General features: G+C 55.2%; 12 protein-coding genes. 3 read left to right on the top strand and 9 right to left on the bottom strand.

Annotated elements, in window-relative coordinates; genetic code table 11:
- Positions 1 to 146 precede the first annotated feature (146 nt).
- Positions 147 to 1,046, top strand: coding sequence for an MBL fold metallo-hydrolase (locus FPV09_RS10460; protein ID WP_148883357.1), 900 nt, complete (start codon positions 147 to 149; stop codon positions 1,044 to 1,046).
- Positions 1,047 to 1,562: 516 nt separating this feature from the next.
- Here FPV09_RS10460 and FPV09_RS10455 read toward each other — a convergent pair.
- The 4 genes from FPV09_RS10455 to FPV09_RS10440 form a co-directional block, all read right to left on the bottom strand.
- Positions 1,563 to 2,354, bottom strand: a complete 792-nt coding sequence (locus tag FPV09_RS10455; protein WP_148883356.1) for an SDR family NAD(P)-dependent oxidoreductase — start codon at positions 2,352 to 2,354, stop codon at positions 1,563 to 1,565.
- 46 nt (positions 2,355 to 2,400) lie between these two features.
- Positions 2,401 to 2,964: a TetR/AcrR family transcriptional regulator gene (locus tag FPV09_RS10450; RefSeq protein WP_148883355.1), complete on the bottom strand. Its 564-nt coding sequence runs from the start codon at positions 2,962 to 2,964 to the stop codon at positions 2,401 to 2,403.
- Between the two features lie 163 nt (positions 2,965 to 3,127).
- Positions 3,128 to 5,566 (bottom strand): efflux RND transporter permease subunit, encoded by a 2,439-nt coding sequence (locus FPV09_RS10445; RefSeq protein ID WP_148883354.1) that lies wholly within the window; start codon positions 5,564 to 5,566, stop codon positions 3,128 to 3,130.
- 1 nt (position 5,567) lies between these two features.
- Positions 5,568 to 6,020 (bottom strand): flavodoxin family protein, encoded by a 453-nt coding sequence (locus FPV09_RS10440; protein WP_148883353.1) that lies wholly within the window; start codon positions 6,018 to 6,020, stop codon positions 5,568 to 5,570.
- Between the two features lie 95 nt (positions 6,021 to 6,115).
- Between FPV09_RS10440 and FPV09_RS10435 the strand changes: the two genes are divergently transcribed.
- A complete protein-coding gene (locus tag FPV09_RS10435; protein WP_148883842.1) occupies positions 6,116 to 7,288 on the top strand; it encodes a nicotinate phosphoribosyltransferase in 1,173 nt (390 codons plus the stop codon).
- A gap of 68 nt (positions 7,289 to 7,356) precedes the next feature.
- Here the strand turns inward: FPV09_RS10435 and FPV09_RS10430 are convergent, their stop codons facing one another.
- The 3 genes from FPV09_RS10430 to FPV09_RS10420 all read right to left on the bottom strand — a co-directional run bounded on the left by FPV09_RS10430 (position 7,357) and on the right by FPV09_RS10420 (position 9,026).
- Positions 7,357 to 7,560 (bottom strand): ferredoxin, encoded by a 204-nt coding sequence (locus FPV09_RS10430; protein WP_058938348.1) that lies wholly within the window; start codon positions 7,558 to 7,560, stop codon positions 7,357 to 7,359.
- A 131-nt stretch (positions 7,561 to 7,691) separates the two neighbouring features.
- On the bottom strand, positions 7,692 to 8,222 hold the full coding sequence (locus tag FPV09_RS10425) for a metal-sulfur cluster assembly factor (RefSeq protein WP_058938347.1): 531 nt from the start codon (positions 8,220 to 8,222) through the stop codon (positions 7,692 to 7,694).
- Positions 8,223 to 8,285: 63 nt separating this feature from the next.
- Positions 8,286 to 9,026 carry an ATPase gene (locus FPV09_RS10420; protein ID WP_148883352.1) on the bottom strand — a complete coding sequence of 247 codons (741 nt, stop codon included), beginning with the start codon at positions 9,024 to 9,026 and terminating at the stop codon, positions 8,286 to 8,288.
- A 109-nt stretch (positions 9,027 to 9,135) separates the two neighbouring features.
- Here FPV09_RS10420 and bpsA point away from each other — a divergent pair, with 109 nt between their 5' ends.
- Positions 9,136 to 10,191 carry a N(4)-bis(aminopropyl)spermidine synthase gene (gene bpsA, locus FPV09_RS10415; protein ID WP_148883351.1) on the top strand — a complete coding sequence of 352 codons (1,056 nt, stop codon included), beginning with the start codon at positions 9,136 to 9,138 and terminating at the stop codon, positions 10,189 to 10,191.
- A gap of 17 nt (positions 10,192 to 10,208) precedes the next feature.
- On the opposite strand, the gene FPV09_RS10410 is transcribed toward bpsA, so the two are convergent.
- Both FPV09_RS10410 and FPV09_RS10405 read right to left on the bottom strand, forming a co-directional pair.
- Complete coding sequence (locus FPV09_RS10410; RefSeq protein WP_148883841.1) at positions 10,209 to 11,978, bottom strand: prenyltransferase/squalene oxidase repeat-containing protein; 1,770 nt, start codon at positions 11,976 to 11,978, stop codon at positions 10,209 to 10,211.
- Positions 11,979 to 12,020: 42 nt separating this feature from the next.
- Positions 12,021 to 13,988: a S8 family serine peptidase gene (locus tag FPV09_RS10405; RefSeq protein ID WP_148883350.1), complete on the bottom strand. Its 1,968-nt coding sequence runs from the start codon at positions 13,986 to 13,988 to the stop codon at positions 12,021 to 12,023.
- Positions 13,989 to 14,018: the final 30 nt, after the last annotated feature.

Below are 14,018 nucleotides of genomic sequence, written 5' to 3'. Positions count from 1 at the left end.
TAAAACCGCAGAAGGAGTTTAGTTTTCTCACAGACCGAACGAATAGCTTTTGTGTTACCGTAAGTCCCCCGTCGTCCTAGAAATCAAAATGCCTCAAAGTGTGCGCACGAGAAGCAACCTTTAAAGGAAAACCTCGAACTAAGACCATGCGCATCGTTCCTCTCGCGGCCGAAAGTCTTGGGGTGAGGAGCCTGGCAACGTTCGTAGAGGCCTCTGGAATAAAAATCCTCATCGACCCCGGTGTCGCCCTCGGGCCGAAGCGCTACGGCCTTCCACCAGCGAAGGCTGAAATGGATGCCCTCCGACAGATGAGGAGAAAGCTTCAGGGCTACGCGCGGAGGAGTGACGTCGTCGTTATCTCCCACTACCACTACGACCACTACACACCATTCTTCGAGGGACTCTACGAGAGCTCAAGCGAGAGCTACGCGAGGGAGATATACGAGAGAAAGCTCCTTTTCATAAAGCACCCGAGGGAGAACATCAACTTCAGTCAGAAAAAGAGGGCATGGGCATTCCTTAAGAAAGCGGAGCCGATAGCCAGGGGCATCGAATTCGCCGACGGAAGGAGCTTCGACCTCGGCGGCGTTGAGTTGGAGTTCTCTCCAGCCGTCCCCCACGGAAGCGAAGGTTCCAGGCTCGGCTTCGTTGTGATGACGCTCATAGATGACAGCTCTAGGAGAGTAATCCACGCGAGCGATATTCAGCTGCTCAACAAAAAAGCTGTAGAGTGGATAATCGAGAAGGCCCCAGACCTGCTCATAACTGGGGGACCGCCGACATACCTCGGTAAGCGCGCTGAGGGAAGCTGGGAGGCAGGCATTAAAAATCTCAGCGAGATAATCCGCGAAACAGGAGCAGAAATAATACTCGACCACCACATCATCAGGGATAAGAACTACCCGAGGTTCTTCGACGAGCTCGAGGAGAGACCAAAGACCTTCGCGGGCTACTTGAAGGTTGAAGACCGACCGCTGGAGGCTTACAGGCGGGAACTTCACAAAATTGAAAAAGGTGAGGAGGTGGAGCTTCCGTTCAGTTTCTGACTCATTGCAGCCTCTCAGCCGGCACCGTCGTCTGGAACATCCCCTGAGAGAAACCTGGGGCCAGGCTCTTCAAGAGAACCGTGTTCTCTATCAGGTTCTCTCTGTCCACTATGCCCTCTGTCAGAATTACGTAGTCACTGGCACTGATTATCCATGAGTGGAGCTCCTTGGGTATGGTGTCCCTGTTGATATGAATATCGTCCAGTGGTCGTAGCCTTCCTTCAGGAGTCTCTCTGACCGGATCAGGTACTGGAGCATCATGTTCTTCAGGAACTTTCCTCCGAACAGCTCGTAGAGGCCGTCAAGGTGTTCATGATGATTCCAAAGGCGCCCCTCTCTATTTCCCTTCTGAGATACTACACACCTATCTTCCAGCCGAGGCTGTACTGGCCGTAGGAGACCAGAAGAACCCCTCCAGGAATCACCTCACCGATATCAAAATCCTTGCGCATCGGCCTCACTGGAGAAAACTCAGAAGCTTGCGTTAATAATGTACTGGTACAACGCTCTAATGGCTCACGTCGAGAGGAATCCCCCGTCCACGGGGATTATCGCCCCGTTGACGTAGCTCGCCAGGTCGCTCGCGAGGAAGAGCATGACCCTGGCCACCTCATCCGGCTGACCGAAGCGCCCCATCGGGAGGCGTGCGTTGAAGTTGAAAGATATGCCTATCTTCTCCATGTCGAACTTCATTATCGCCTCCTTCTTGAGCTTCTTTACCCCTTCCGTTTCTATGCCCCCCGGGACCACCACGTTGGCCCTGATTTTCTTCCCGTAGTCCCTCGCTATCGCCCTGGTGAGGGCAACCACGCCCAGCTTGGCCGCGTCGTAGTGCGCCAGTCCCTTGGCAAAGGGCAGGAACGCCTCTATCGAGCTCACGTTGATTATCACTCCCCCTTTGTCCTTCCTCGCCCGGACGAAGTGCTGACACATCCAGAAGACGGAGTCAAGGTTTATCGCCATGACCTTTTCGTAGAACCCTTCATCGACCTCAGTGAAGTCCTTGAACCAGTAGACGCCGGCGTTGTTCACGAGGATATCCGGTTCCCTGCCCTTCAGTGACTCCCACAGGGTGTCTATCTCTATCTTCCTTGAAAGGTCAACGCGGTGGACCTTAACCTCGACGCCGAACTCCTCGGCGAGCGCCTTGGTTTCCTTCAGTCCGAACTCGTCTATATCCACAAGCTCCAGGTCGGCGCCGGCCTCCGCAAACCTCAACGCCGTCGCGCGGCCTATTCCAGATGCCGCGCCCGTTATCAGGGCCCGCCTCCCTTTCAGGGAGAGGAGCTCACCAATGGGGACATCCATACAATCACCAATTTATCTCTACGCTTTCCAGCCATAAATAGGTTTCTCACGACCGTTTTGTGCAGGTAAAGATTCGGAACGCCTCTTTTTTGGCCTCTTCAACCGACACCTCGTCCCGGAATACCAAGTAGTCCAGGGCAAACCCATCCACCAGCGCCCCGAGGAGGAACGCCCTCACCCGGGGATTTTCGGCCCCAATCTCCCTGAAAATGTCCTCCAAAATCCCGAGGTATTCGCTTCCGAAGGCCTTCCAGATGTCCAATCCGTTTTTTTGCTTTAAGCTTTCCTCATAGACCTCAAGAAAGAAGCGGGAGAACTTAAGGCTCTGTATGACAAAGTCAAAGGACGCGTCTATTATCGCCCAGAGCCTCTCCTCCGCGGATTCCAGCGGTTGAATCCTGGAAATAACCTCCCGCCCCCATATCTCAAGGCCGTAGAAGAGGGCCTCCTTTGCGAGTTCGTACTTGCTCGGGAAGTGGTGAAAAAGACCGCCCTTTGAGACACCCGCCTTTCTGGCTATCTCCTCCATTGAAACGTCGTGATACGACCTCTCGCTGAACAGCTCAAGGGCCGCCCTTACTATCCGCCTCCTAGTTTCCTCGCCCTTCATGATACCCACCTTGTTTTACTATCAACGGTACGTTACCACCCCCGCGACCACCATCATATTGAACCCACCCCTCAAATACTTTTCTTGGGATTCGTACAAACCGGTTACCGGATTTCCGGAATCCAAAAAGAAAAAAGAAGATTCTCGCTATCATTCCACGGTGTCATGCCTCCGCTCCGGGGCTTCGGTTTTCGTGGCCATGTTCCTCTGTACCCCCGTGCCAGAATAACCGTATCAAAATCGGAAGAACCAGAACGGCACCCAAAAAGCTGTAAATCAGCCCAAAGAGGGTGGTAGTTGCAAACTGAGTTATAATGGGAATTGGAATCGTCACGAGAACGCCGAAGGCTATTAGGGTCGTCAAAGCTGAGTAGAGGACCTCCCTGCCCGTGCTGGAGAGGGAAATCGAATAGCATTCACTGAAGTTCCTCCCCGCCCTTCTCTCCAGGGCCCAGCGGTTGGCTATGTGAATCGGGTAATCTATGCCAATCCCCACGATTATCGCCCCGACCATGGCTGTCATCGTATTGAGCGGAATGTTTAGTAGTCTCATGGTGAGGAAGAGCCATCCCAGCACGAGGAATGGTGCAACCGCCACGAGCAGTCCGAGGAGGGGTGAGCGGTGCGCGAGTCCAAAGGCCAGCGGAAGGACGATGAAAGCGAAGAGGAGGCAGAGGAACATGGAGTTGAGCATGGAATCCCTCACGTCGTCGAGCCCTTTGGCCCAGATTATGGGCTCTCCAGTGAAGCTAACGTTGGCCGTTACCCCTCCGAAGTCATCCCGCAGTTCCTTCAGGAGTTCCTTTCCGTGGTAACCGAAGTCGGTTCTGGTGGGAACCACGAGTAACAGACCATTGAAGCCCCCATTTTTGTTCCGGTGAAGGTAGTACCTGCCCATGGGTGTGCTGTACACGGCACTTAGAAAGTCTTTCAGCTCCTCCGGCGATGCATCCCCCCCAATGAACCCATCACCATTCCTGTCAACGGCGGCGTATGTTTTCAAGACCTCTGGGTTCTCCATCGAGAGGAACGGGACGAGCGTTAGAATCCACTCAACCTTGGCGGTGCCGTTAGACCCGACGACGTACTTGTCATCATTCATTCTCCGTACTGCGTCCTGGAGTTCGTCCCAGAGTGCTGGATTCGTTAGGTCTCCGTCCACCCGGATGTAGACACGCTCCGTGCCAACGCTGAACTTCTCGTTGAGCAGATCGTAGGCCCTTGTAACGCTTAGGTCCCTTGCCAGCTCTCCCGTCGGGTCGTAGGAGGCCTTCATGCCAAGCCCCAGATACCATCCGGCAGCACCCACCAGGAGGATGGCGAGGAATAGAACTGCGGCTATTATCTTCCCGTTGATGAACCACGGAACCCTAAGCGTACGATGTTCGCCCCTGGCCTTTTTGGCCGGGACCGTTCCTTTTTCCCTTCTACCGTCAATCAGCACCCTAATGGCGGGGACGAAGGTTATGTTCAAAACAAAGACCGAGAGTATGGAGAACGCCGAGAGGAAGCCAAAATGCCTCATGCTGGGAAGGTCCGAGATGCCGTTGGAGGAAAAGCCGACTACCGTCGTTATCATCGCCAGGAGAAGTGCCACGCCGACTGTGGAGAGCACGACTTTCATGGCCTTTCTTGAGGTTCCCGTCTCGCGGAGTTTCTCGCGGTAGCCCATTAGCACGTGGAAGGAGAAGTCTATTCCAAGACCCAGGATTAGTATGGGAACCATTCCAGCCATCAGGTCGAACTTCCATCCAAGCGCCCCTGCAAGGCCAAACGTCCAGATCATAGCCAGGAAGAGGGCGAGGAGGGAAAGGATAACATCACTGATATTCCTAAAGTTAAAGAACATAAGCGCCAGTATCAGAATCAAGGCCAGAACAAAGGCCGGAACCAGACGTTCCTCTGTTTTTACGTAATAGTAATTGAGCAGTTGAAAGCCATACGTTAGAGAGCTTGCGTCTACCCCTCTTGCGACCGTTTCTATTTCACGTTCAACCCTCTCAAGCTTGCTCTCCGGCAGGCCGGCGTTCAGCGATACGTAAACCCCCATCTCCCCGCTCTTCATTGTATCATCGTTGAAATCCTTCGGCAGGAAGGAGAGCGCGTAGTCCTTCATGTCCCTGGGAACGTTTGGATCGGAGAGAAATGCCCTGAATGTCCCGGTTATTTCCTCTTGTGATTTGAAAGAACGCATCTCCTCCAGAATCATGGACTGTGAAGGATGCATGTTGCCCTCCAGGGAAAGCCGATAAAGTGCCAGGATTTCCGGGAGGGATTCTATACTTTGCTCCTTTGGGTGAATTAGGGCATCGCTGATGGAATCGCTGTTCAACAGTCTGGAAGTTATCTCCGCCACCCTTGAGAAGTATTCCGGGGTCAGGACATTGTCCCCCTGGAGTATTATGACAACCGGTTCAGCGTTTCCAAAATCGTGCTGGATGTCCGTCATCAGTTTGGCCTCTGGGTAGTTGGGAAACATGGCGTTCAGACTGGTCTCTTCCTTAAGCTGCGACGCAAAAGCCATAAAAAGGAGCGTCGCAAGGAGAACAATCACAACGGTTCTCTTTGGCTTCTCCACAACAAATTCGATAAGAGCTCTCAATTCATTCACCTCCTTTGCACAGTCTTGCCACCTCAACCGCCCAGGCCCCAGCCTCGACGATTGTTGCCTCGTTTTCCCTGAAGAGCCAGCCGTCGAAGGCTCTGGCAGAAACGACCCTGCCTTTAATAGGCTCCATCATCAGGCGCAGGTATCTCCTCTCAGTGTATTCCTTCCCGAGCTTCCCGAACTTCTGTGCCATGGCAAGGATGAAGACGGCAACTCTTTTTCCCTCCAGGCCGCTCTTTTCTTCGATGAACCTCACCACTTGGGGAAGCGGTCTCTCGTAGTAAATCGGCGTCCCGATGATCACGAGGTCGCAGTCATCAACCTCTGGATTCTGCCCCACGCTCCATGTCTGAGCATCAAAGCCATTATCTCTGAGGGCCTTTTCAATCGCCCGTGCTACCATCTCTGTGGAGCCCCTCCTGGACTCATAGACGATGCAGACCCTCACAATTCCACCTACCGACCGGTCGGTTTTTAACCTTATAAGCCTTTCGCTGGAAAGCCTTAAATCCAGGAGGGGGAAAGTTGTCCCAGGTGAGGAAGATGAGAGATTTCTACATCGCCCACGAGGAGGATATAAAAGCCGGAAAGACCACTGACGTTTACTTCATCAGGACAAAGAAGATTCTGGAAGAAAAGGGCATCCACAAGAAGGTCTTCGCCGATGTCACAACGACGAGCCTCCCGCACGGCTGGAAGTGGGGTGTCCTGGCGGGGATCGAGGAGGTTGCAAAGCTTCTCGAAGGGCTGCCGATAAATGTCTACGCCATGCCCGAGGGGACGATATTCCACCCCTACGAGCCGGTTATGCAGATCGAAGGCTTTTACGAGGAGTTCGGAATCTATGAGACCGCCATGCTCGGCATGCTCAGCCAGGCGAGTGGCATAGCCACCGCGGCGCTCAGGACGAAGATAGCGGCGAAGTTCAAGCCGGTTTACTCCTTCGGGATAAGGCACATGCATCCCGCTATCGCCCCGATGATAGACCGCTCGGCATTCATAGGCGGATGCGACGGTGTTTCCGGCGTTCTTGGGGCCGAGATGATCGGCGAGAAGCCCGTTGGAACCATGCCCCACGCGCTCATCATAACCGTAGGCGACCAGGTAAAGGCCTGGAAGTACTACGACGAGGTAATGCCGCCCGAGGTTCCGAGGACGGCCCTCATTGATACCTTCTACGACGAGAAGTTCGAAGCGTTAATGGCCGCGGAAGCCCTCGGAGAGAGGCTTGATGCTGTAAGGCTCGACACTCCCAGCTCAAGGCGCGGCAACTTCAGGAAGATTGTTGAAGAGGTGCGCTGGGAGCTTGACCTCCGGGGCTACGGGCACGTCAAGATATTCCTCAGCGGCGGGCTCAACGAGGAGAGCCTCAAGGGGCTGGCCGATGTTGCCGATGCCTTCGGCGTCGGTGGAAGCATAGCTAGCGCCAAGCCGGTTGACTTCTCCCTCGACATCGTGGAGATCGAAGGGAAGCCTATGACCAAGCGCGGAAAGCTCAGCGGAAGGAAGCAGATATACCGCTGCGAGAACGGGCACTACCACCGCGTTCCAGCCGACAAGAAGTTCGAAAATTGCCCCGTCTGCGGGGCCAAGGTTGAGCCGCTTCTCAAGCCGCTCATTGAGAACGGTGAGATAGTGGCGGAGCTGCCAAAGGCGAGAGAGATAAGGGAGTACGTGCTGGAACAGGCGGAGAAGTTCGGGCTTAGCCTGGAGTGACCTTTTCTCTTTTATCTTCTAAATCTCTCAGAAAAGCGGCGTGTAATGAAGGGGAAAAAGAAGAGGCTTCAGGCCTCCTCAACGGTTATGCAGCTGACCGGGCAGGCCTCAGCGGCCTCAACGGCGCAGTTGTAGAGAGCCTCGTCCTCGATAACCTCGACGATCGGCTGGGCCTTGCCCTCGTCGCCCATCTCAAAGACGTCCGGGCAGAGGCTGGCACAGATGGCATCTCCGATACAAACGTCCTGGTCAATCTTAACCTTCCACGCCATGGAACATCACCGGACTTAGATGAACCCAGGCGAATATAAACTTTTCGTCGGAGGAACGGACGCTGAAAGACGAAAATACGTAGAAAAAGGGAGCAAACCGCCCGTTGATGAACAAAAATTGACAGAATGGGTCAGTAGAGTCCAAGCCTTTTCTTGTACTCCGGGCTGATTCTGTCGGGCGTCCAGGGCGGGTCGAAGGTTAGCTCGATTTCGGCGTCCTTGACGCCGGGGATTTCGAGAACCTTGTCCTCAACGGCCCGGAGAATCCACATCGTGAGCGGACAGCCTGGGGTCGTCATCGTCATCTTCACGTACACGGTTTTATCCGGCCTGACATTTACCTCGTATATGAGGCCAAGGTTGACGACGTCCACACCTATCTCCGGGTCGATAACTTCCTTGAGCTTTTCCAGTATCATATCTTTGTTCAGCTCGGCGTTCTCTTCGGCCTTCATCTCCCTCTCGCGGTTTATCGTTATGGTGCCCACTCCTCCAATCTTTCCGAGCTCCGCGTTGAGCCTTATCAGCACGTCATCGATGTTCGGGGTGTCCTTCGCGAGGGTGACCGCCACGTCCCCCTTCTCGTTCACCTCAACGGATTTTACGAACTTCTCGTCAACGACTGCTTTAACAACGTTCTCAACTTCCTCTTTCGTGACCATTATTCACCACCTGGGTGAAGTTCAGGATGACAGATTTAAACCTTTTGGGTCAGAAATGGGTAGCTACTGGGATAGGATGTCGAATATCAGCCTCTCCGCCATCTCGGGAGTAAGTGCCCTTGCGCGGAGCTCCCTCAAGACCCTCTGAATGCCGAACCTCTTCAGGACCGGTGAGTTCTTCGCCGCGGACTTCCAGAGGGTGCATCCGAAGCCGAGGGCATACTTTCGTCCGAGGGTTGCTATTGCCTCGCCCTTGTCAAGGGCCAGAAAGGCAGGAAGGTTCAGGATAACCACGTCCCCATTCCTGTGGATTGATATAAGGCCGGAGCTCAGGAGGTCGCCTGAAGCGACGATTTTTATCCCGTTCTTCCTGGCGTAGTCTTCGATGGCGTCCATAACCATCGTGTGGCAGCGGCCGCAAACCGGTGCCCCCTTCCTTATCTGCTCCCTCATCTCGTCCATATATCCTGGTATCTCCACGAAAACCGCACCCTGCGTCATGGCATTGAGGAGAACCGGCTCCCTCATCTGGGGGAGCTTTGCCATCACTGGAACGACGTTGAAGCCTGCCCATCTGAGTATTTTGAGGGACGCCGTGCTGTCCGAACCGGCAGAAAAGGCGAGGGCTATCTTCACGTCAATAGGTGAGCGGTCAAACTCCTTCCCGTAAAGGCGGTATTCTACCAAGGCTTTCAGACGGGAATAGGCTTCTTCGCCGATATCTCCCCTAACCCGCTCAAGGGCATCCAGGTTGTACTCGAGGCGGTACCTTTTGACGAAGTCGTCTCCCACGGGGCCTATCATCGGAGACCCAATCGGGGGATGGTTTATTAAACTTGCCGCTGGGAAAACCTTAAAAGAGACCCACCTTAACCCCGTTCACGAACAAAAAATGCTTCTGGAGGTGCTTGCGATGAGGGAGATAGTGGAGAAGGTTAGGGAGAAGACGAGCATCCCCGTTTACGAGAGAACGGTCGAGAACGTTCTGAGCGCCATCCAGGCGAGTAGAGACGTCTGGAGAATCGTTGACCTCAGCGAGGAGCCGCTCCCGCTCGTCGTTGCCGTCATTACGGCGCTCCACGAGCTTGGCTACGTGGCCTTCGACGGCCCGAGCGTCGTCCTCACCCAGAGCGGCAGGAAGCTGGTGGAGAAGTATGGGATTGGCGCCAGAAAGGACTACACCTGCTCCCACTGCGAGGGCAAGACGGTCGAATTGGATGCCTTCAGCGACCTTCTCGAGCAGTTTAAGGAGATAGTCAAGGACAGGCCGCAGCCTAAGCATGACTTCGACCAGGCCTACGTTACCCCCGAGACGACCGTCGCCAGGATAGCCCTCATGCACACGCGCGGGGACCTTGAGAACAAGGAGGTCTTCGTCCTCGGCGATGACGACCTGACCAGCATAGCCCTCATGCTTAGCGGCCTGCCGAAGCGCATTGCCGTCCTCGACATAGACGAGCGCCTTGTGAAGTTCATCGAGAAGACCGCCGACGAGCTCGGCTACGAGAACATCGAGATGTTCACCTTCGACCTCCGCGAGCCGCTCCCGGACTACGCGCTCCACAAGTTCGACACCTTCATCACAGACCCTCCCGAGACGGTTGACGCCATAAGGGCATTCGTCGGCAGGGGAATAGCGACGCTTAAAGGGCCCGGCTGCGCCGGCTACTTCGGCATAACGAGGCGCGAGAGCTCGCTCGACAAATGGAGGGAAATCCAGAGGGTTCTCCTCAACGAGTTCGGAGTCGTCATCACCGACATCATCAGGAACTTCAACGAGTACGTGAACTGGGGTTACGAGGAGGAAACGCGCGCCTGGAAGCTCCTCCCGGTCAAGGTCAAGCCGTCCTACAACTGGTACAAGAGCTACATGTTCAGGATTCAGACCCTCGAGGGCTCGAAGGGCTTCGAGGGCAGGATTACCCTCGGCGACGAGCTCTACAACGACGAAGAGGCCTCGACGACATGAAAAATTAAAAGAGCCGTTTATTTCTTCTCCCTCTCCCCTCCGCGTTCTTTTCTTCTCATGATGAGCACTGCCATGGCTATCAGAAGGGCACCCGCACCGATGTACAGGTACGCGATTTTGTCGTTCTCTCCGACCCCCTCTGCCGCCCTAAAGCCTTTTACCACGTAGGCACTTATCATTACTGGATTCTGGGAGGGGTATATCACCACGTAGCCGTCCAGCTCGGACACCTTGGCCTCGTCCGTTAGATTCCCAACGTACCTTCCGTCCCGGATTAGCAGGAAGGTGGCGTTGGTCAGCCTTGCCACGCCGCCCTCCACGGTGGTCTTTGGAATATCGGCGTAGAGGACATTCCTGAGGAATGAAACACCCTTGGTGTATGCGGTCGTATTCGCAAGTCCCGCCCGCTGGAGTGCCCAGACGGTCTTTGCGGTGGAGGTTAGTCCCGCCACCGAGCCGGGAGTGTATGGAAACGCGCCGTTGGGATACTGCCTTTCCGCGAGCAGGTTCAGGGTTTCGTTGAGCTCCTTCTCCATTCCAAACTCGCTGAAGACTATGAGGGCATAGGCGAAGTAGTATGTGGGGACGTTGTAATAAACGGGGTTTCCAGTTTTTGGATCCTTCGTTTTGAGCATCCAGGTAAGGTTGTTTGAGAGGTAGCTGAGAGAGGCGCCGTAGTCGTGGCTGACGTTCAGTTTCCTGAGCACCCACACCACGTACGCGGTGTTGTAAAAGTCCTTCCAGACCCCGTTTCTGGCAGTGCTTAGAAGATAGCCCACCTCGTCCGAGTAGTTTTCCCCGAGGAGGGCTTTCACCCGGGCAATCTCGGCAACCTGCCACGGAAACAGCCCGGAATGATTGGAGGGAAGCTCTGGGGTCATGTTGCAGAGCAGGTAGTAATCGGCCAGGATTACCCTTTCCCAGTCGTCTCCAGGGGTTATCTTCCCGAGATACGGACACGCGATGTCCCTCAGGTCTTCAAAGCCCCCTACCTTGGAAGCGCTCAGCAGGTCGAGAACGCGGTAGTGGAGAACGCCCCAGAATCCAAAGTGTTCCTTTTCGAGCAGTTCCCTGCGGTACTTCTCATCCCCGGTGGAGTACAGGGCCATCGCCATAGCAACGGTGGATTCAAAATCGTCGCTGAGCTCAACCTTCTCCCCGAGGTAAGCCAGGGCAAAGGCGCGGTAGGCTTTCAGCTCACCTTCAGCACCCATCTTTTCAAGTTCGTCCTTTTTTCCAAGGGCGAGGTAGCCAAATATCCGTTCTGCATCGGTTTTTGGCTTGGCCTCTATCAGCCAGCCCTCCCCGCGGTTTATGGCATCTCTCACCTGCTTTTCGAACCCCGTAAGGTTTTCGTTGATGTACCCGTTCAGGAATTCCTTGAGCGCAATAACCGCAAGCGCCGTTCCGGTGTAGTCCTCCCACGAGCCGTCGGGATTCTGCTTGTATATCAGCCAGTATGCGGCGCCGTTAAGAACATCACGGTAACGGCCTCTGGCGATGTTTTCACCGCGCATAAGGGCCAGCATGGCCATTGCGGTGTACTTTGCCATGTGTTCTTCCCCGTAGGCCATTCCCCATGAATCAAAGGGCGTCTTCAACGCCACGAGCCATTCGCACCCCTCAAGAACCTTATCATAGTCCCCGGTTTGGTAAAGGGCAAGAACCGCAAAGGCAGTTTCGGGAACGGTGGGCTTGTAAACGTACGGCTCGATTTTAGCGCTCCCCATCGGGAGGGATAATCCGATGATCATCAGGATGAGCGCTGCCCCTAGAATCCGCCTCATTTCAACCACCTCAAAGAGAAAAGAAAAGGGTGTTAAAAACCTTCAGCCGTAGTAGACAACGACGTCGAGCTGGTAGCTGGCCCAGCCTGAGGTGCTGTAGGCGTAAACAAGGAACTTCCAGGTTCCCGGTGCTGGGTTGAGGTATTCAACGTGCTCGTAGCTGTTGGAGGTTTCAGAGCGGTCAACAATGCTACCATTGGGGTCATAGAGGTAGAGGTCGAGGTCGTGGGCGCTGGTGTCGAAGGTCAGGTCTCCGGTTATCTTGGTCGCGCCGCTGTTGACGGTCATGGTGAAGCTGTCGCTGGTGTCCCAGAAGTCATGGACGGAACCGGTGAAGGTCTGGCTGTCGGTGGTCGGTGTCGGGCTGGGGGAGGGAGTGGTCCCGCTGGACTGGCTCAGAGAGCCGTCGCTGACGACGTCGACCTGGTAGTTGGCTGCACCGCTGTAGCTGACGACCTTAATCGTCCAGGTTCCCGCGGCGGGGTTGTAGTAGCCGACCTTTTCGAAGCCGTAGTAGGCGGTGTATGAGTAGTCCACCTGGTTTCCGTTGGGGTCGTAGAGGTAGAGGTCGAGGTCGCTTGAGCTGGTGTCCCAGTAGAGCGTGGCCGTGACGAAGGTCGCACCGCTGATGTCGAAGGCATGGGTGGCGCTTCCCTTGTTGGCAACCGAGCCGGTGAAGACGAGCTTGGCGTAGTTGTCGTAGTTTATGGCCTTGTAAACGTTCACCCTACCGGCACCGTAGGCGATGTCCGCTATCTCGTCGGGCTTGACTATGTCGGCGGTCTCGATGAGGGCGGTCTTTATCTTGTCCGGGCTCCAAGTCGGGTGGGCCTGGAGTATGAGGGCCGCAAGGCCCGCAACGTGGGGAGTGGCCATGCTCGTACCGGAGGCCTTGGTGTAGTAGTTGTCTATCGGGGTGCCCATGCTGGTTCCGCTGGCGCGGGGAGCTATGATGTCAACACCCGGGGCAACGACTTCTGGCTTGAGCCTGCCATCTGCCGTCGGTCCCCTGCTGGAAAAGCTGGCTATGGTGTCGGTGCTGTCGACTGCTCCGACCGTTATGACCTTGTCGGCGGCTGCCGGAGAACCGACGGTGTAGGTGTTGGGTCCACTGTTACCGGCGGCAACGGCAACGACAAGCCCGGCGGCCCAGGCGTTGTTAACGGCCTGGCTCAGGGAGTCGGTACCGTCGGAGCTCTGGCTTGAGCCGAGGGAGAGGTTGATGACCTTGATTCCGTACTTGTCCTTGTTCTGGACGACCCAGTCAACGCCCGCGATTATATCCGAGATCGTTCCTGAGCCATCCGCGGCGAGAACCTTGACACCGACGAGCTTCGCTCCGGGGGCGACGCCGATGTACTGGGAGTTGACCGCGCCGGTTCCGGCAACGATACCGGCCACGTGGGTTCCGTGTCCGTTGTCATCGTAGGGGGTGGTCTTGCCGTTGACGACATCGTACCAGGCTACGACTTTACCCTGGAGGTCGGGGTGGCTCGCATCTATACCGGTATCAATAACCGCAACAACGATACCGCTGCCATCGTAGCCGAGGGAGTTCCAGACGGTGTCCGCTTGTATCTGGGCGACGGAAGTAGCATCTGAGACCCGAACCTTGTAATCTTCCTGAATGAACTTTATTCCAGAGATCTCAGTGTTGCCGAAGAAGCCGGTGTCGATCATGCCGGCGATGAGCAGGAGGTCCCTGACCTTCATTTTAACCGCGACGGCGGGGATTATCTTGTAGGAGTATTTAATCTGCGCTCCCATGGTTTCTAGTACCCTCACGGCCATATCCCTGTCCTGTGGACTGCCGAACATTATAACCGTGCTGATCTCCTGGTTCCAGTCCATCCTCTGGACCTTTTTGAACAGTCCAGGAGTCATAAGACCGTAGTTCTTCTGCTGGGTGCTGTTATTCCGAACGATGGGCTTTGTCGGTGCCGCAGCGGCCATTCCGGCCATAATGCCTATCAGGAAAAGGGCCAATACCACAGCCTTCCAACCCTTCATTTCTAGACACCTCGATTCATGGTCTGGTTT

The sequence above is a fragment of the Thermococcus aciditolerans genome, from assembly GCF_008152015.1.
Lineage (GTDB): Archaea > Methanobacteriota_B > Thermococci > Thermococcales > Thermococcaceae > Thermococcus > Thermococcus celericrescens.
This window is presented reverse-complemented; position numbering and strand designations above follow the sequence as displayed.

Excerpts from the sequence above, each read along its gene's own strand:
- FPV09_RS10435 (WP_148883842.1), top strand. The coding sequence starts at position 6,116 with ATGAGAGATTTCTACATCGCCCACGAGGAGGATATAAAAGCCGGAAAG.
- FPV09_RS10420 (WP_148883352.1), bottom strand. The coding sequence starts at position 9,026 with ATGATAGGCCCCGTGGGAGACGACTTCGTCAAAAGGTACCGCCTCGAG.
- FPV09_RS10455 (WP_148883356.1), bottom strand. The coding sequence starts at position 2,354 with ATGGATGTCCCCATTGGTGAGCTCCTCTCCCTGAAAGGGAGGCGGGCC.
- bpsA (WP_148883351.1), top strand. The coding sequence starts at position 9,136 with ATGAGGGAGATAGTGGAGAAGGTTAGGGAGAAGACGAGCATCCCCGTT.
- FPV09_RS10460 (WP_148883357.1), top strand. The coding sequence starts at position 147 with ATGCGCATCGTTCCTCTCGCGGCCGAAAGTCTTGGGGTGAGGAGCCTG.
- FPV09_RS10410 (WP_148883841.1), bottom strand. The coding sequence starts at position 11,978 with ATGAGGCGGATTCTAGGGGCAGCGCTCATCCTGATGATCATCGGATTA.
- FPV09_RS10450 (WP_148883355.1), bottom strand. The coding sequence starts at position 2,964 with ATGAAGGGCGAGGAAACTAGGAGGCGGATAGTAAGGGCGGCCCTTGAG.
- FPV09_RS10430 (WP_058938348.1), bottom strand. The coding sequence starts at position 7,560 with ATGGCGTGGAAGGTTAAGATTGACCAGGACGTTTGTATCGGAGATGCC.
- FPV09_RS10425 (WP_058938347.1), bottom strand. The coding sequence starts at position 8,222 with ATGGTCACGAAAGAGGAAGTTGAGAACGTTGTTAAAGCAGTCGTTGAC.
- FPV09_RS10405 (WP_148883350.1), bottom strand. The coding sequence starts at position 13,988 with ATGAAGGGTTGGAAGGCTGTGGTATTGGCCCTTTTCCTGATAGGCATT.